Below are 16967 nucleotides of genomic sequence, written 5' to 3'. Positions count from 1 at the left end.
CCGATGCCCTTCACGCCCAGCTCGGCCGCGTGCTTCTCGTCGTCCGTCCAGCGCGAGTTGCCACCGTCGACGACGACATCGCCCTCGGACAGAAGCTCCTTGAGCTCGTCGACCGTGGCCTGGGTCGCAGCACCGGCGGGCACCATCACCCACACCACGCGCGGACCCTTGAGCTTGCCCACAAGCTCTTCGAGGCTGTGGACATCGGCGAGGTCCGGGTTGCGGTCGTAGCCGATGACGGTGTGACCTGCGCGGCGGATGCGCTCGCGCATGTTGCCGCCCATCTTGCCGAGGCCGACGAGACCGAGCTCCATCAGTGGTTCCTTACGTTGCGACGGGGCGTGAGGTGGTGCGAGCGGTACGGGAAGGCGCACGCACGCGCCCTTCGTACCTGCGTCTGAGCCTAAACCCGGACGCTCCCGCCCACCTGTGGGCATAGCCGCTCCGGTGGACCCGGGAGCGGCCGGCCCTTCAGCGGCCTCAGCCCGACAGCCGCACCGGCATGATCAGGTACTTGTACGCGTCGTCCGCCTCGGCGTCCACGGCCGGCTTGCCGGAGAGCAGCGCGGGCTTGGTCGACGTCGTGAACGACAGCTGGGCGACCGGGGAGTCGATCGCGGACAGGCCGTCCAGCAGGAAGGTCGGGTTGAAGGCGATGGAGATGTCGTCGCCCTCCAGGTTGGCGTCGACCCTTTCCACAGCCTGTGCGTCGTCGCTGGAACCGGCCTCCAGGATGAGCACGCCCTGCTCGAAGCTGAGCCGCACCGGGGTGTTGCGCTCGGCGACGAGGGCCACACGCTTGACGGCCTCCACGAAGGGGGCGGTCTCGATGACGGCCACGGAGTTGAACTCCGTCGGGAACAGCGTGCGGTACTTCGGCAGGTCGCCCTCGAGGAGGCGGGTGGTCGTCCGGCGACCGGCGCCCTCGAAGCCGATGAGGCCTTCACCGGCACCGGAGCCGGACAGGGCCAGCGTGACCGTGTCGCCGCTCGTGAGGGCCTTGGCGGTGTCCAGGAGCGTCTTGGCGGGCACCAGGGCGACCGCGGAGGCCTCGGGGTCCTCCGGCTTCCACAGGAACTCGCGGACGGCGAAGCGGTAGCGGTCGGTGGACGCCAGCGTCACCGTGTCGCCCTCGATCTCGATGCGCACACCGGTGAGGACGGGCAGCGTGTCGTCACGGCCGGCGGCGATGGCCACCTGCTGCGCGGCGGAGGCGAAGACCTCGCCCGGCACGGTGCCCGTGGCGGTCGGCATCTGCGGCAGCGCCGGGTACTCCTCCACAGGGAGCGTGTGGAGTGTGAATCGCGAGGACCCGCAGACCACGGTCGCCCGTACACCGTCTGTGGAGATCTCCACCGGACGGTTCGGCAGAGCGCGGCAGATGTCGGCGAGGAGGCGGCCGGAGACGAGCACCGTGCCCTCTTCGTCGATCTCCGCGTCCACCGAGACGCGTGCCGAGACCTCGTAGTCGAAGCTCGACAGGCTGAGTGCGCCCTCCTCGGCCTTCAGCAGAAGGCCCGCGAGGACGGGCGCAGGCGGTCGTGCCGGAAGGCTGCGCGCCGCCCAGGCCACCGCCTCCGCGAGTACGTCGCGTTCCACCCGGATCTTCACTTAAGCCGCCTCCTGCTGTTGCTGGCTGCTCTCGCCCTGCATTGGTCTTCGGTCTTCGTCGGCTGACGTCGGTGTCGCTCGGCCCACAGCTGGGGAGAACACCGGGGACCAGTCTGACGCACCGCACTGACAGCTGGTGCCTCCCTCGGTCAAGTCGTGCCGAGGCGCGGTCGAGGTGCCGAGAGCGAGTTGTGCACAGCCCCGTCTTCGAAACGAATTCCCAGCTCTCTCTAGTTGGGAGTAGTAGTAGGGGCTGTGGAAACCGTGGAAAACCTCTTTTTCGCAGGTCAGAGGCGGTTTTTTGTCCACTGCGCCTGTGGGCCGGAGCGGTGGAAAACCGGGCCCCGCTGTGGACGGCGGAAAGTTCTGCACACTCGATGCACAGCCTGGGGCCACTTCTCCCCAGCGCCGTCCCCAGCTTTACCCGCGTTCCCCACAGCCCAACCGACCCCCTTGGTGTGACGCCTTTCACTCGCCACGGTGACGAGGCGCGTCGCGTTGCCGAACAGTGGACAGCCGTGTGGAGAAGCTCCGGATCGCTGTGCACAACGACTGACATCCTGTGGGTCGACGGTGGACAACAGAACGCACATCCTGTGGAAGAAAAATCTGTCCACAGCCTGTGGAGATCTTTTTTCCACCAATCCACAACCGTCTGACCTGGCCTGATGTCGTGTCACCCGCCCGGGCTGTGGACACGGTCTGGACAACTTCCCGGTCCCCAGGGTGTGGACCGCAGAAACCCGGCACATCTGTGGAGAACACCCGTAACGCGCCCAGAAATCGAACACCGGCTTCGGCGCGAGCGAGTCCGCGAACGAAGAAGGGCGCCCCGGGAGTGGTCCCGGGACGCCCTTCGGACGCGTAACTGGAGCTGTGTCAGCCGTTCTTGATGCGGTTGGTGAGCTCGGTGACCTGGTTGTAGATGGAGCGCCGCTCGGCCATCAGCGCGCGGATCTTGCGGTCCGCGTGCATCACGGTCGTGTGGTCGCGGCCGCCGAACTGCGCGCCGATCTTCGGCAGGGACAGGTCGGTGAGCTCTCGGCACAGATACATGGCGATCTGGCGGGCCGTCACGAGCACGCGGCTGCGCGAGGATCCGCAGAGGTCCTCGACGGTGAGGCCGAAGTAGTCCGCGGTCGCCGCCATGATGGCCGGCGCCGTGATCTCCGGGGAGGCGTCCTCGCCGCCGGGGATCAGGTCCTTGAGGACGATCTCCGTCAGCCCCAGGTCCACAGGCTGTCGATTCAGGGACGCGAACGCCGTGACACGGATCAACGCCCCTTCCAGCTCACGGATGTTGCGCGAGATGCGGGACGCGATGAACTCGAGGACCTCCGGCGGAGCGTTGAGCTGCTCCTGCACCGCCTTCTTACGAAGGATCGCGATACGGGTCTCCAGCTCGGGCGGCTGGACGTCCGTGATCAGGCCCCACTCGAACCGGTTGCGCAGCCGGTCCTCCAGCGTCACCAGCTGCTTGGGCGGCCGGTCACTGGACAGCACGATCTGCTTGTTGGCGTTGTGGAGCGTATTGAAGGTGTGGAAGAACTCCTCCTGCGTCGACTCCTTGTCCGCGAGGAACTGGATGTCGTCGACCAGAAGGATGTCCATCTCGCGGTACCGCTTACGGAAGGAGTCGCCCTTGCCGTCACGGATCGAGTTGATGAACTCGTTGGTGAACTCCTCGGAGCTCACGTACCGCACGCGCGTGCCCGGGTAGAGACTGCGGGCGTAGTGCCCGATGGCGTGCAGAAGGTGCGTCTTGCCGAGGCCCGACTCCCCATAGATGAAGAGGGGGTTGTAGGCCTTGGCCGGCGCTTCGGCGACGGCGACCGCGGCCGCGTGCGCGAAGCGGTTCGACGCGCCGATGACGAACGTGTCGAAGAGGTACTTGGGGTTCAGGCGCGCGGTCGGCTCACCCGGTCCCGTCGCCGGCGCGGGCTGCGCGGCCAGCGGACCCGGGGCTCCCGTGGGCACGCCGCGGCCGGGGCCGCCGTCCTGCCCGGGGCGACCGCCCATCGGGTGCTCGCCGGTGTCGCGCCGCTGCTGGCGCTCGCGCTGCGACGGGTCGTAGGAACCGCGCTCCTCATAGGAGGGGCGGTCGTCGTAGGAGGGCCGCTCCGCCGGCTTCTGCTCGTAAGGAGAGCGCTCCTGCTGCTGGTCGTACCGGCCGCGCTCGGGCTCGTAACCCTGCTGCTCGTAGGGCGACCGTTCCTGCTGCCGGTAGTCGTGCTGCGGTTGCTGCGGGGGCGACGCGTACGGGTCGCGCTCGGGGAAGCCGAGCCGGGGCTGCTGCCAGCCGTAGTCATCCTGCTGCGGCCGCGGCCAGGCGCCCGGCTGGGGGCGCTGGTAGTCCGGGTAGGCGGGGCGGGCGGTCGGCAGCTGGTCGTCCCGGGAGGACTGCTGCTGGTCGCCGCGGGGGCCGCCGCCCTGACCGCGCTCGTCGCGGCCGCGCCGTTCGTAACTGTCATAGGTGTCGCGGGTGTCGCGGTTCTCGTACGCGTCACGCTTCTCGTACGTGTCGCGGCTCTCGTACGCGTCGTGCCCCTGGCCGGGGGCACCGGGAGCGGGGGACTGCTCCGGGTCCTCGTAGCGGTGTTGCTGCTGGACCGGCGGAGCCGGCGGCGCGGGGGGCTCGCCCACGGAGTCGTCGACCGTGATCGCGATCCGGATGGGGCGGCCGCACTCGCGGCTGAGCGTCTCGCTCACGACGGGCGCGAGACGGCCCTCGAGTACGCCCTTCGCGAATTCGTTGGGAACCGCCAGAAGAGCGGTGTCGGCGACCAGGGCCAGTGGCTGGCAGCGCCGGATCCAGTGTTCGTCCTTCGTCTCGACGCCCTGCCCGCGGCCTTCCCCGAGGAGTTGTTCCAGAACTCGTGGCCACACTGCGGCAAGATCGGCAGGTACGTCAGCCACAGGGCACGCTCTCTCGCTGGTCCCACGAACGTGTGATTCCTGGGACGGGTTGGGTGGGGAGGCCGAAGCCGGGTCGAGAAGAAAATCGGGTGGGGTGGTGAGAAGGGAACGAATCGGAGTTCAGCCACGGTAGTCAGCGCGACCGCTGCGGTTCAAGTTGTTGTCCCCAGCCTGTGGACAGTGTCTCCCGCGTAACCCTGGTTTGACCGGATGGCGTAGCCGCGCGTACCGTAACCAGGTCGAGTTGTCGATGGCTGCTGCCGCCTGCCTCCGATGGGCAAGGTCACGACCCAGAGTTCTATGGGTCGTCTAGCGGTGCACTCGGGCGTATTGCGAGCTACTCGTGGGCGCACGGTGACAGCCAGGCGATGTCCCGCCACCACACGATTTTCTGGAGCCCCCGAGTGAGCAAGCGCACCTTCCAGCCGAACAACCGTCGTCGCGCCAAGACCCACGGTTTCCGCCTCCGCATGCGGACCCGCGCCGGTCGTGCGATTCTCGCCAACCGCCGTGGCAAGGGTCGCGCCAGCCTGTCCGCCTGATCGCACGACAGGTCATGACGTGCTGCCTACCGAGCATCGGCTGAGGCGGCGCGAAGACTTCGCGACCGCGGTACGACGAGGTCGTCGGGCTGGACGCCCGCTTCTGGTCGTCCATCTACGCAGCGGTTCAACGGACCCGCACGCGCCTGGGGAGAGCGTTTCCCCACCGCGTGCGGGTTTCGTCGTGAGCAAGGCCGTAGGTGGAGCCGTCGTACGGAACGCGGTGAAGCGCAGACTTCGCCACCTCATGCGCGACCGAGTGGCCTTGTTGCCCCCAGGTAGCCTGGTAGTCGTACGCGCGTTGCCCGGAGCGGGCGACGCCACCCACGCACAGCTGGCCCGAGACCTGGACGCCGCCCTGCAGCGGCTACTGGGAGGGGGCGCGCGATGAAGTACCCACTGCTCGCACTGATCAAGATCTATCAGTGGACCATCAGTCCGCTGCTCGGTCCGGTGTGCAAGTACTACCCGTCGTGCTCCCACTACGGCTTCACGGCCATCGACCGGCACGGCGCGATCAAGGGAACAGCCCTCACCGCCTGGCGGATCCTTCGGTGCAATCCGTGGTCCCACGGCGGTGTCGATCATGTTCCGCCACGTAAGCGTCCGCGCTGGCACGAGATGCTCCGCGACGCCTTGCGCAGGGACAAGAAAGCGGCCCCCGTCGCCGCCCCGGGCGACAGCCCCTCTGCCCAGGACAGCCCGTCCGCAGCGACCCCGCCCCATGCCCAAGGAGCCTGATCAGGGACATGATTTCCGATATCGTCAACGCGATTTCTGGCGTTTTCGCGTTTCTCACGACCCCGGTGTCCTGGGTCATCGTCCAGTTCCACAAGGTCTTCGGGGCCATCTTCGGCCCTGACACTGGATGGGCCTGGGGTCTCTCCATCGTGTCCCTGGTGGTGCTGATCCGCATCTGCCTGATCCCGCTCTTCGTGAAGCAGATCAAGGCGACGCGGAACATGCAGCTGCTCCAGCCGCAGATGAAGGCGATCCAGGAGCGCTACAAGAACGACAAGCAGCGCCAGTCCGAAGAGATGATGAAGCTGTACAAGGAGACGGGTACCAACCCGCTCTCCTCGTGCCTCCCCATCCTCGTGCAGTCGCCGTTCTTCTTCGCTCTGTACCACGTGCTCGCGGCCATCGCCGAGGGCAACACGATCGGCGTCATCAACCAGTCGCTGCTGGACAGTGCCCAGAAGGCGCACATTTTCGGTGCCCCGCTGGCCGCCAAGTTCACGGACAGCGCTTCCGAGGTCGCCAAGATGGGCGCCTCCCTCACCGACGTGCGTGTCGTGACCGGCATCATGATCATTCTGATGTCGGCGTCGCAGTTCTACACGCAGCGCCAGCTGATGACGAAGAACGTCGACCTCACGGTGAAGACGCCGTTCATGCAGCAGCAGAAGATGCTGATGTACGTCTTCCCGGTGATCTTCCTGTTCATGGGCATCAACTTCCCCGTCGGTGTCCTCGTCTACTGGCTGACCACCAACGTGTGGACCATGTGCCAGCAGGTGTACGTGATCAACAGGAACCCCACTCCGGGCAGCAAGGCGCAGGCCAAGATGCTCGAGGGTCTGCAGAAGCACGTCGTCGACCACGGAGCGACGCGCTCGAAGCGCGAGCGGAACATCGTCAAGGCGATCGTCTCCAAGGGCCGGGACCGCAACGAGTACGAGCGCAAGTTCATCAACGGTCTGACCAAGGCCAGCCTGGCCGCTCAGGCCGACGGCACCGTGGTGAAGAGCACGTCCGCCACCGCTGTCCTGGATGAGGACGGTGCGCCGGCTTCGGGCGGCGCACCCAAGCGTCAGCAGCCCAAGCGCCAGTCCAAGTCTCAGCGTCAGACCGGGGGCACGGCCGCGCAGGGCACGGCCAAGTCCGACTCCGAGGCCACGACGTCGCTGGAGAAGAAGGACGGGCCGCAGGACGCCCAGCCGCAGGGCAACCAGAGCAACCAGGGCGGTGCCAAGGCCAAGCCCGCCGGTGGCAACCAGGCGCGCAGCAAGGCCAAGTCGGGACAGCGCAAGGGGCCGCAGCGCCCCAAGTCCCCGTCCAAGAAGTAAGACCTCGACGTTAGACGTTGGCGTAAGCCTTTGACGCAAGAAGGAGTCCATCCCGTGACGGAAGGCACCACCTCCGCCGCTCCTGAGGGTGGCGACACCCTGACCCGCCTCGAGCAGGAGGGCGAGATCGCTGCGGACTACCTCGAGGGTCTGCTGGACATCGCCGACCTCGACGGCGACATCGACATGGACGTCGAGGCCGACCGCGCCGCGGTGTCCATCGTCAGCGACGCGTCCGGCCGCGACCTTCAGAAGCTGGTCGGCCGTGACGGCGAGGTTCTCGAGGCGCTTCAGGAGCTCACCCGTCTCGCGGTGCACCGCGAGACCGGGGACCGCAGCCGCCTGATGCTGGACATCGCGGGATACCGGGCCAAGAAGCGCGCCGAGCTCACCGAGCAGGGTGCCAAGGCCGCGGCCGAGGTGAAGAGCACCGGTGAGCCGGTCAAGATGAACCCGATGACGCCCTTCGAGCGCAAGGTCGTGCACGACGCGGTCAAGGCCGCCGGCCTGCGCAGCGAGTCCGAGGGCGAGGAGCCGCAGCGCTTCGTCGTCGTCCTCCCTGCCTGATCGGCACGTCGCTCTCCGGCCCCGTCTGTTCGCAGGCGGGGCCGATCTTTGTCAGCCTGTAAATCAGAGCCACCCAGTGCGGTGGAGCGGTGAGGTACGGAAGGACGGTCCCCGTGACGGAGGCAGCAGAACTCCCCCCGGCTCCGGAGCGCGCCCGGGAGGTATTCGGCGAGCGCTTTGCGGACGCCGTCCGGTACGCGGAGCTTCTTGCCGACGCGGGGGTGCAGCGTGGCCTCATCGGTCCTCGCGAGGTGCCGCGTCTGTGGGAGCGGCACATTCTGAACTGTGCCGTGCTCTCCGAGGTCGTCCCCGAGGGCGTCACCGTGTGCGACGTCGGTTCGGGCGCCGGTCTGCCGGGCATCCCGCTCGCCCTGGTCCGTCCGGACCTCAAGATCACGCTTCTTGAGCCACTGCTGCGGCGCACGAACTTCCTCACCGAGGTCGTCGAACTCCTCGGCCTGGACCATGTCACCGTGGTGCGCGGCCGCGCCGAGGAGGTCCTCGGCAAGCTGCCGCCCGTCCATGTCGTCACCGCGCGCGCAGTGGCACCGCTCGACCGCCTCGCGGCCTGGGGTGTTCCGCTGCTGCGCCCGTACGGCGAGATGCTGCTCCTCAAGGGCGACACGGCAGCGGAAGAGGTTCAGAGCGCCGGTGCGGCTCTGAGCAAGCTCGGCGCCGTGGAGACCTCGGTGCTTCAGGTCGGCGAGGGCGTGGTCGACCCGCTCTCCACCGTGGTGCGGGTGGAGGTCGGCGAGAGCCCGGGTGGCGTGCGGTTCGCCGCCAAGCGTGCCAAGGCGGCCCGTACGGGGCGTGCGCGGCGCCGGCGCTGACCGCTGAACCGCTGGACCGTGCTGTATTTCGGGCGCGGTGATGATGAGTACCGCTGATCCGTCCTGACGACCAGCGGTACTCCACAAAAGCTGTCAAACGTACGCATCTCGGGGTGTCGCACGGGTGCGCACTGGGCTGCGGTGCATCGTGTTTCACGTGAAACGTCGCTCACTGCTGCATGGCATCATCAGTCGCGGCCGCGCAGCGGCCGCTCCCCGCGACCGACGACCCCGTGGATCCCTCAATACGGACACGAAGTTGTCCACAGAAGGGGATTCATCCACAGAAGACCGGGCCTCGCTGGTTCTCGACCCCGAAGGCATGGGAGGCTCTGTTCATTGCGAGCCTGAAGTCGAGGAGAGTGAATCCTTGCGGTCCGACGCCAACATCGCGGGACCGATGACCGATCCGGTCCCCGGTCCCCGTACCGAGTCGGCGGGGGAGGATGTTTCACGTGAAACACCGCCCCCGATGGACGACACCCCCATCGGTCGCGCTGCCCAACTGGCAGTGGAAGCTCTCGGTCGCGCAGGCGAGGGCCTGCCACGTCCTGAGCAGACCCGCGTCATGGTGGTGGCCAATCAGAAGGGCGGGGTGGGCAAGACCACGACAACGGTCAACCTTGCCGCCTCGCTCGCGCTGCATGGGGCACGCGTCCTGGTGATCGACCTGGACCCACAGGGCAATGCCTCCACGGCTCTGGGGATCGACCACCACGCCGAAGTGCCGTCCATCTATGACGTGTTGGTGGAGAGCAAGCCGCTCTCCGACGTCGTCCAGCCCGTCGCGGATGTGGAAGGCCTCTTCTGCGCTCCGGCCACGATCGATCTCGCCGGTGCGGAGATCGAGCTGGTCTCTCTGGTGGCACGTGAGAGCCGGCTGCAGCGAGCCATCCAGGCGTACGAGCAGCCGCTGGACTACATCCTCATCGACTGCCCGCCGTCGCTCGGCCTGTTGACGGTCAACGCTCTGGTCGCGGGGGCGGAGGTGCTGATTCCGATCCAGTGCGAGTACTACGCGCTGGAGGGCCTCGGCCAGCTCCTGCGCAACGTGGATCTCGTACGGGGGCACCTCAACCCCACGCTGCACGTCTCGACGATCCTGCTCACGATGTACGACGGACGCACCCGGCTGGCTTCCCAGGTCGCCGATGAGGTCCGCAACCACTTCGGTGGCGAGGTTCTGCGGACGAGCATTCCTCGTTCGGTCCGTATCTCGGAGGCGCCGAGCTACGGACAGACCGTGCTGACTTACGATCCGGGATCGAGCGGTGCGCTCTCCTACCTCGAAGCGGCGCGGGAGATGGCACTGCGCGGCGTCGGTATCCACTACGACGCCCAGCATGCCCACACGGGCACTCAACTTGACCAGCAGAGCACGCCGGAGGGTATTCAGTGAGCGATCGACGGAGGGGACTGGGCCGTGGCCTCGGTGCACTGATCCCGGCTGCACCCACGCCTGAGCAGTCGGCGCCGGCCGCCCCGGCGCGAGGAGCTTCGGCTTCTCCGACCGCGGTTCCGGTACTGACGGCAGAGCGTGGAGTGGCCGCGGCGAAGGTGGCATCGCTGGCGCAGAGCGATGTTTCACGGGAAACCGAAGCGCCGAACAGCGGCACGGAGGAGTTCGACCGGCCCGCGGGCGCGCACTTCGCCGAGCTGCCGCTCGACGCGATCACGCCCAACCCGCGCCAGCCGCGTGATGTGTTCGACGAGGACGCCCTCGCCGAACTGGTCACGTCCATCAAGGAAGTCGGCCTGCTGCAGCCTGTCGTCGTACGACAGGTAGGACCCGCGCGCTACGAGCTCATCATGGGCGAGCGGCGCTGGAGGGCGACCCGTGAGGCGGGGCTCGAGCGGATCCCGGCCATCGTGCGCGCCACGGATGACGAGAAGCTCCTTCTCGACGCGCTCCTGGAGAACCTGCACCGGGCTCAGCTCAACCCGCTGGAAGAGGCTGCCGCCTACGACCAGTTGCTCAAGGACTTCAACTGCACGCACGACCAGCTGGCGGACCGCATCGGCCGTTCCCGCCCGCAGGTCTCCAACACGCTGCGTCTGCTGAAGCTCTCGCCTGCCGTGCAGCGCCGCGTCGCCGCGGGAGTGCTGTCCGCGGGTCACGCCCGTGCGCTGCTCTCCGTCGACGACTCGGAGGAGCAGGATCGTCTCGCTCACCGCATCGTCGCCGAGGGGCTCTCCGTGCGTGCGGTCGAGGAGATCGTGACCCTCATGGGCTCCCGGCCCACGAGCACGGCGCGGGCCAAGGGGCCGAGGGCCGGTGCGCGTGTCTCCCCGGCACTGAGCACCCTCGCGACGCGTCTCTCGGACCGCTTCGAGACGCGGGTGAAGGTCGACCTGGGACAGAAGAAGGGCAAGATCGTCGTCGAGTTCGCCTCGATGGACGATCTGGAGCGCATCCTCGGCACGCTCGCTCCGGGCGAAGGACCGGTTCTCCAGAACGGGCTCTCCGAGGAGACCGAGGAAGACGAGCAGGACTGACGGTCCTGCGGCAGTGAGAGCGGGCCGTGTCCGGTGTGTACCGGAACACGGCCCGCTCTTTGCTTTCTTACGGTATCGATGGAATCGCATCGTGGTTACGATGCGACCGGGAAGAGCGCATCCACCCGACAGCACCTCAAGGGGAGGCGGGGTCATGCGATCGGTGAGTCGCACCGGACTGATGACCGCAGGTCTCGGACTGGGCGCCGTCGGCGGATTCGTCGGCAGCCTGCTCAGGGAACGGAGCGCTCTGACAGCCGCCCGCGTCGCGGCGGGCGAAGGAAGCGAGGAACTGCCTTCATGGGGCGTCGGCTCGTACCGCTCACGCTGGACAACCTCCCGGACCTTCCCGAGCGGTGCCGGTCGTGTGTCTTCTGGGAACTGGATCCGGTCAGCGGCCAAGCCGCGCTGAAGGCGGGAACGCCGGAGCTGGAGAAGGAAGCGTGGATCTCGGCGGTCCTGCTGGAGTGGGGCTCCTGCGGTCGCGTCGTCTACGTCGACGACGTACCGGTCGGCTTCGTGCTCTACGCGCCGCCCGCTTATGTCCCGCGGTCCCTCTCGTTCCCGACGAGCCCGGTGTCTCCTGATGCCGTCCAGCTGATGACGGCCTGGATCATGCCGAGTCATCAAGGGCAGGGGCTGGGGAGAGTCATCGTCCAGACCGTCGCCAAGGACCTGCTGCGGCGAGGCTTCAAGGCGATCGAAGCGTTCGGCGACGCGCAGTGGAAGGAACCGTCCTGTCTGCTGCCCGCTGACCATCTGCTGGCCGTCGGATTCAAAACGGTCCGTCCCCATCCCTCGTACCCGCGGCTCCGGCTCGAACTGCGCACGACCCTGTCCTGGAAAGAGGACGTGGAGATGGCGCTGGACCGGCTCTTGGGGGCTGTGCAGAAGGAGCCTGCGCTCCGGCCGCTGTGAGGCGGCAGAACGCCGAACGGGCCAACCCGGTGGGTTGGCCCGTTCATGTTTCACGTGAAACAGCGTCTGCCGTCCGTGAAACGGCGTCGCAGGAGCATTACTCCGCGATGAAGTCCTCCAGGTCGCGAACGATCGCGGCCTTCGGCTTGGCACCGACGATGGTCTTGGCGACCTCGCCACCCTGGTAGACGTTCAGGGTCGGGATCGACATGACGCCGTACTTGGCGGCCGTGCCCGGGTTCTCGTCGATGTTGAGCTTGACGACCTCGATCTTGTCGCCGTACTCGGACGCGATCGCCTCGAGCGACGGGGCGATCTGGCGGCACGGACCGCACCAGGCGGCCCAGAAGTCCACCAGGACGGGCTTGTCGCTCTTGAGGACGTCCTCGTCGAAGGAGGCGTCCGTCACGTTCTTCAGGTTGCCGGCCACAGCGGGCTCCTCATTTCTTGGGTGGTGCGGTGGTGGGGAGTGCGGATCAGACGCTGGCGGTCTGGGTCTTCTCGGGCTCGGCGGCCTCACCGTCGGCGAGCGCGGCCAGGAAGCGCTCGGCGTCGAGAGCGGCGGAGCAGCCGGTGCCGGCCGCCGTGATCGCCTGGCGGTAGGTGTGGTCCACGACGTCGCCGGCGCCGAAGACACCGGTCAGGTTCGTCTGCGTCGACGGGGCCTGGACCTTCAGGTAGCCCTCGTCGTCCAGCTCCAGCTGGCCCTTGAAGAGCTCCGTGCGCGGGTCGTGGCCGATCGCGATGAACAGACCCGTCACCGGCAGCTCGGACGTCTCGCCCGTCTTCAGGTTGCGCAGCGTCAGACCGGCGAGCTTCGGGTCGCCCTTGATCTCGGCGACCTCGCTGTCCCAGACGAACTTGATCTTCGGGTCGGCGATGGCGCGATCCTGCATCGCCTTGGAGGCGCGCAGGGTGTCGCGGCGGTGGACGATCGTCACGGACTTGGCGAAGCGCGAGAGGAAGGTGGCCTCCTCCATCGCGGTGTCGCCGCCGCCGATCACGGCGATGTCCTGGTCCTTGAAGAAGAACCCGTCACAGGTCGCGCACCAGGAGACGCCACGGCCCGACAGCGCGTCCTCGTTCGGCAGGCCCAGCTTGCGGTGCTGCGAGCCGGTGGTCACGATGACGGCCTTCGCGCGGTGCACGGTGCCCGAGGTGTCCGTCACGGTCTTGATCTCACCGGACAGGTCGACGGCCACGACGTCGTCGGGGACGAGCTCGGCGCCGAAGCGCTCGGCCTGGCCCCGCATGTTGTCCATGAGCTCGGGGCCCATGATGCCGTCCTGGAAGCCGGGGAAGTTCTCCACCTCGGTGGTGTTCATCAGCGCGCCACCAGCGGTGACGGCGCCCTCGAACACCAGCGGCTTCAGCGACGCGCGCGCGGTGTAGAGCGCCGCCGTGTAGCCGGCGGGCCCGGAGCCGATGATGATCACGTTACGGACGTCGCTCACGGCTTGATTCCTCGTCTCTGCGGGACTGCTGCGTACTGCCGGGTGAGCCTCTTCTCAGGACTCTCACCCCACCCAACGGATCCTACGGGGCATGCATTCCCGACGTGTCCGGGCGCACGTCGGGAGTGCGTTCGGGCGCCCTTCAGGCGCGCTTGTAGGAGTGGGTGTACAGCAGCTTGCCCGTCGTGACGGAGGCCTGCGACGTGCAGGACGCATCGACGATGAATGCGGTGACCTGGTGATCAGGGTCGGTCTTGTGGGGCAGCACGACGAGATAGGCGTCCTTCCCCTCGTACGTGCCCTTCTTGAACCCGAGCGGGCTCTCACTGCGGTGCGTTCCCAGCTGGATGCAAGGGGGCGGTGTCTTGGCGCGTTTCGGCAGTGCCGGGACGGTCGGTGTCCTGGGGCCGGTGCCTTCCGTGCCGAGCGACGTGGTCTCGGTCCGGAGCAGCTCCGAGACCTTCGTCTCCAGCGTGCCCTTGGCGAAGCTCGAAGTGGTACCGCTGGCGCTCGCGGGCGTGTGGCCCGCAGTCGAGGTGCCGTCTCCGCTCTGCAGGAACAGGGTGCCCGCGCCGATCGCGGCGACCGTCAGGACGGCTCCGATGGCCGCACCTGCGCGCCGCCGTGCGGTGCGTGGCTTGCGGCCCGGGCCAGTGGCGGAGTGGGCACGCCCGGCAGGGCGGTCCGAGGGCCGTGGTGAGGGGGCGGAGGGCTCGGCCGATGTTTCACGTGAAACAGGCACCGTTTCACGCCCGCGGTCCTCGCGGTCCTCGTACGAAGCAGTGTCCAGGAGCGCTTCCGCCGCCAGTGACGCGTCGATACGCGCGGCGATGTCCTCGGGCATCCGAGGTACGTCCGGCAGCGTGCCGAGCATCCCGCGGATCTCCTCCAGCGAGGAGTAGACATCGGCGCAGAGGACACAGTCGTCGAGATGCCGGCGGATGTCGGACGTACGGGACGGCGGCAGCAGACCCTCGGCGAGATCGGAGATCTCGGTGACCTCCGGGTGTTCCGCCGTGTCGGTCGTGGAAGTCACGCTCGTCCACCTCCGCCCTTCACCGCAGCCGAATCATGTGGTCCTGCCTCGTCCCGAGGCCCCGCTGCGGGTGGGACGGATGTCCCCTGCGTCCGGTTCCTTCCGGGGGGCGGGTTCTCGCCACTGTCCTCGTCCGGGCTCTCCGTCCGCAGGTGCGTCAGGAGGGGAAGCAGCCGGGCTCTGCCGCGGGCACAGCGACTCTTGACGGTTCCTGTGGGGACATCGAGGATCCGGGCGGCCTCGGCCACCGGATAGCCCTGCATGTCGACGAGGACCAGGGCGGCCCGCTGATCGGCCGGAAGGGACTCCAGGGCACCCAGGAGCTCGCGGTGCAGATCGTTGCGCTCGGCGGGCGCGGCCGCGGACTCGTGCGGCTCCAGGAGCTGCTCGAGTCGTTCGGTGTCGTCCATGGGCGAGGTCTTGCGGGAGGCCGTCTTGCGGGCCCGGTCCAGGCACGCGTTGACCGTGATGCGGTGCAGCCAGGTCGTGACGGCGGACTGGCCGCGGAAGGTGTGCGCGGCGCGGTACGCCGAGACGAGCGCTTCCTGCACGGCGTCCGCGGCCTCTTCCCGGTCTCCCAGGGTCCGCAGGGCCACGGCCCACAGCCGGTCCCGGTGCCGCCGCACGATCTCGCCGAAGGCGTCCTTGTCCCCCGCGACATGGCGGGCGAGGAGGTCCTGGTCGCTCGCTCCGCCATAGGCGTCGTCCACTGCCGAACCCCCTCCCCCTGGTGAGCCCTGTCGCGTCAGCCGGTGAACTTCACGTTCGTGATGCCCTGCTTGTAGCCGGCGCCGCTGTACCCATCTTGGCCCGCCTTGGGCAGCGCGGTCAGCCATACGAGCACGTACCGCGTCTTGACCGGCTTGTCGGCCTTGATGCTCGCCGAGGTGTCGGTCGTGTCGGTCTTGGGCCCGATCCGCTTCAGACCGTTCACGGAGGACGGGCTGAGCGAGTCCGACGCGTACAGCGAGACCGTGGTGTGGTCGCCGCCGTAGCGGAACTTTATCGACGCGGCCGACACAGCCTTGGTGGCACCGAGGTCGTAGACGATGCCGACACCCGGCTTTATGACCATCTCGGGCCCGTCCCGGAAGGCGTACGTGCGCCAGTAGGAGTCGCTGTCGGCGTCGTACGTCTTGGCGACGTCCAGCGGCGCCTGGGCGTCGCCCGAGGCGACGTACTCCTTGGCGTTCTGAATGGTGAGCGGCTTGGTGAGCTTCTTGCCGTCCTTGTCGTTGCCGTCCGTGGTGTGGGTTTCCTCGGTCCCGCTCGTGTTCCCGCGGTCCATGAGGGCGTCCGCGAGCTGCCAGCTGCCGAGACCCAGAGCAGCGATCAGCAGCGCCGAGACGGCCCACTTGAGGACCGTGCCGGTGCGGCTCTGCAGCGGGGCCGGCGGAGTGGGCACGGGCTGGGTGACGCCGGGCGCGGCAGGACGGCCGTACGAGCCCTGCTGATAGGTGGTCCGCTGGTACTCCGGGGGCGCGGTGAACGCGGGCTCCGGCGGGCGGATCTTGGGCATCTCGCCGATGGCCTTCACCAGGTCCTCCGGCGTGGTGCACGGAGGTTCCTGGCGGGACGCGGTGGCCCCGTCGTTGGCGAGGGCGCGCATGGCGAGCTCGGCGAGGCCGCGGTGGACGCCGGCCCGCACCTGGTCGGGGGCGATGAGCCCGACGTCCTTGGGTAGCCCGGACAGGCCGTAGGCGTCGTTCTCGTACGGCCACCGCTGGGTCAGGGAGGCGTACAGGAGCGCGCCGATCGCCTCGGCGTCGCTGCGCTGCGGAGTGTCCGAGGTGATGCCGCGCAGCGCCGCGTTCACGGCGAGGCCGCGGATGCGCCACTGGCCGGTGGAGGTGCGCAGTACGGCGCTCGGTGTGAGCCGCAGGTGCGCGAGGCCCTCGCGGTGCGCGGCGGCCATGGCGTGCGAGACCTGCGTGACCATCTCGTACGCGTCGTGCGCGTCGAGGGTGCCCACGGCGAGCAGTGCGGTCAGCTCGGTGGCGTCGGGAAGCCATTCGTGGACGACGTAGACGAGGTCGTTCTCCTCGACCGCGTCCAGCACCTGCACGAAGCGGGGGTCGCCCAGCAGCGCCGACGAGCGGGCCGCGGCGAGCACCGAGCGGGCCCGCGGATGGTCGGCGGGCAGCAGGTGCACGCCGACGGCGCGGCGGAGTTTTTCGTCCACCGCGCGCCAGCTGCTGAAACCGTCCAGACGGGTGACGCATTCTTCGAGCCGGTAGCGCCTGGCGAGCTTGTGCCCGCTGTGCAGCTCGGGTGGTGCCTGCTTGCCGGGGCTCACGTGCGTGCCCGTCTCGGCGGTGTCCGCCGACGGCTCGGCCGCCACCGTGTCCCGCTCCCCGCTCTCGGCCACCCCGTCGGCCGTGGCCTGCTCCGCCTTGTCCGCTTTGGCGGTCAGCGGTTCGTCTCCGCTGTTGTCGGCCACGTCGACGGCAGCCGTGCTCCGTTCCGCCACCGTCGTTCCTGCCTCCCCATCCGTTGCACTCACTGCGACGCCAAAGCCAATTGTGCCC

Annotated in this window: 17 protein-coding genes; 9 read left to right on the top strand and 8 right to left on the bottom strand. The window is 68.2% G+C overall.

Annotated features, from left to right (window positions below; genetic code table 11):
* The 3 genes from B072_RS0109625 to dnaA all read right to left on the bottom strand — a co-directional run.
* A partial coding sequence (locus B072_RS0109625; RefSeq protein WP_018529726.1) for an NAD(P)-binding domain-containing protein occupies window positions 1–314 on the bottom strand: 314 nt, incomplete at its 3' end.
* A gap of 166 nt (window positions 315–480) precedes the next feature.
* Window positions 481–1611: a DNA polymerase III subunit beta gene (gene dnaN, locus B072_RS0109620; protein ID WP_018529725.1), complete on the bottom strand. Its 1131-nt coding sequence runs from the start codon at window positions 1609–1611 to the stop codon at window positions 481–483.
* An 879-nt stretch (window positions 1612–2490) separates the two neighbouring features.
* The gene (gene dnaA, locus B072_RS0109615) at window positions 2491–4497 is read right to left on the bottom strand and encodes a chromosomal replication initiator protein DnaA (protein ID WP_018529724.1); all 2007 of its coding nucleotides are present in this window, start codon (window positions 4495–4497) and stop codon (window positions 2491–2493) included.
* A gap of 434 nt (window positions 4498–4931) precedes the next feature.
* Between dnaA and rpmH the strand changes: the two genes are divergently transcribed.
* From rpmH to B072_RS0109580, 9 genes are all read left to right on the top strand, one after another.
* Window positions 4932–5069, top strand: coding sequence for a 50S ribosomal protein L34 (gene rpmH / locus B072_RS46375; RefSeq protein WP_006381191.1), 138 nt, complete (start codon window positions 4932–4934; stop codon window positions 5067–5069).
* Between the two features lie 19 nt (window positions 5070–5088).
* A complete protein-coding gene (gene rnpA / locus B072_RS46370) occupies window positions 5089–5460 on the top strand; it encodes a ribonuclease P protein component (protein WP_078506363.1) in 372 nt (123 codons plus the stop codon).
* Entirely contained in the window at window positions 5457–5810 is a 354-nt protein-coding gene (gene yidD, locus B072_RS0109610) for a membrane protein insertion efficiency factor YidD (protein WP_018529723.1), read from the top strand. The genes rnpA and yidD overlap by 4 nt, the downstream gene beginning before the upstream one ends.
* Window positions 5811–5818: 8 nt before the next feature.
* Window positions 5819–7138 (top strand): membrane protein insertase YidC, encoded by a 1320-nt coding sequence (gene yidC / locus B072_RS0109605; protein ID WP_043243628.1) that lies wholly within the window; start codon window positions 5819–5821, stop codon window positions 7136–7138.
* Between the two features lie 54 nt (window positions 7139–7192).
* A complete protein-coding gene (locus B072_RS0109600) occupies window positions 7193–7705 on the top strand; it encodes a protein jag (RefSeq protein ID WP_018529721.1) in 513 nt (170 codons plus the stop codon).
* Between the two features lie 113 nt (window positions 7706–7818).
* Window positions 7819–8535 (top strand): 16S rRNA (guanine(527)-N(7))-methyltransferase RsmG, encoded by a 717-nt coding sequence (gene rsmG / locus B072_RS0109595; RefSeq protein WP_018529720.1) that lies wholly within the window; start codon window positions 7819–7821, stop codon window positions 8533–8535.
* A gap of 322 nt (window positions 8536–8857) precedes the next feature.
* Window positions 8858–9934 carry a ParA family protein gene (locus B072_RS0109590; RefSeq protein WP_078506362.1) on the top strand — a complete coding sequence of 359 codons (1077 nt, stop codon included), beginning with the start codon at window positions 8858–8860 and terminating at the stop codon, window positions 9932–9934.
* Window positions 9931–11031, top strand: coding sequence for a ParB/RepB/Spo0J family partition protein (locus B072_RS0109585; protein ID WP_078506361.1), 1101 nt, complete (start codon window positions 9931–9933; stop codon window positions 11029–11031). The genes B072_RS0109590 and B072_RS0109585 overlap by 4 nt, the downstream gene beginning before the upstream one ends.
* Window positions 11032–11331: 300 nt before the next feature.
* Complete coding sequence (locus B072_RS0109580; RefSeq protein WP_018529717.1) at window positions 11332–11949, top strand: GNAT family N-acetyltransferase; 618 nt, start codon at window positions 11332–11334, stop codon at window positions 11947–11949.
* Between the two features lie 97 nt (window positions 11950–12046).
* Here the strand turns inward: B072_RS0109580 and trxA are convergent, their stop codons facing one another.
* The 5 genes from trxA to B072_RS0109555 all read right to left on the bottom strand — a co-directional run bounded on the left by trxA (window position 12047) and on the right by B072_RS0109555 (window position 16909).
* Complete coding sequence (gene trxA / locus B072_RS0109575) at window positions 12047–12379, bottom strand: thioredoxin (RefSeq protein ID WP_018529716.1); 333 nt, start codon at window positions 12377–12379, stop codon at window positions 12047–12049.
* Window positions 12380–12425: 46 nt separating this feature from the next.
* Window positions 12426–13403 carry a thioredoxin-disulfide reductase gene (gene trxB / locus B072_RS0109570; RefSeq protein ID WP_018529715.1) on the bottom strand — a complete coding sequence of 326 codons (978 nt, stop codon included), beginning with the start codon at window positions 13401–13403 and terminating at the stop codon, window positions 12426–12428.
* A 142-nt stretch (window positions 13404–13545) separates the two neighbouring features.
* Entirely contained in the window at window positions 13546–14439 is an 894-nt protein-coding gene (locus B072_RS0109565; RefSeq protein WP_018529714.1) for an anti-sigma factor family protein, read from the bottom strand.
* Window positions 14436–15149: an RNA polymerase sigma factor SigM gene (sigM, locus tag B072_RS0109560; RefSeq protein ID WP_018529713.1), complete on the bottom strand. Its 714-nt coding sequence runs from the start codon at window positions 15147–15149 to the stop codon at window positions 14436–14438. Before sigM ends, B072_RS0109565 begins: the two co-directional genes overlap by 4 nt.
* A 35-nt stretch (window positions 15150–15184) precedes the next feature.
* Complete coding sequence (locus B072_RS0109555) at window positions 15185–16909, bottom strand: protein kinase family protein (protein ID WP_018529712.1); 1725 nt, start codon at window positions 16907–16909, stop codon at window positions 15185–15187.
* Window positions 16910–16967 lie beyond the last annotated feature (58 nt).

It is taken from the genome of Streptomyces sp. HmicA12 (assembly GCF_000373565.1).
Taxonomy (GTDB): Bacteria; Actinomycetota; Actinomycetes; order Streptomycetales; family Streptomycetaceae; genus Streptomyces.
The sequence above is the reverse complement of the archived record's forward strand: the minus strand, read 5'-3'. Positions and strand labels throughout refer to the sequence as shown.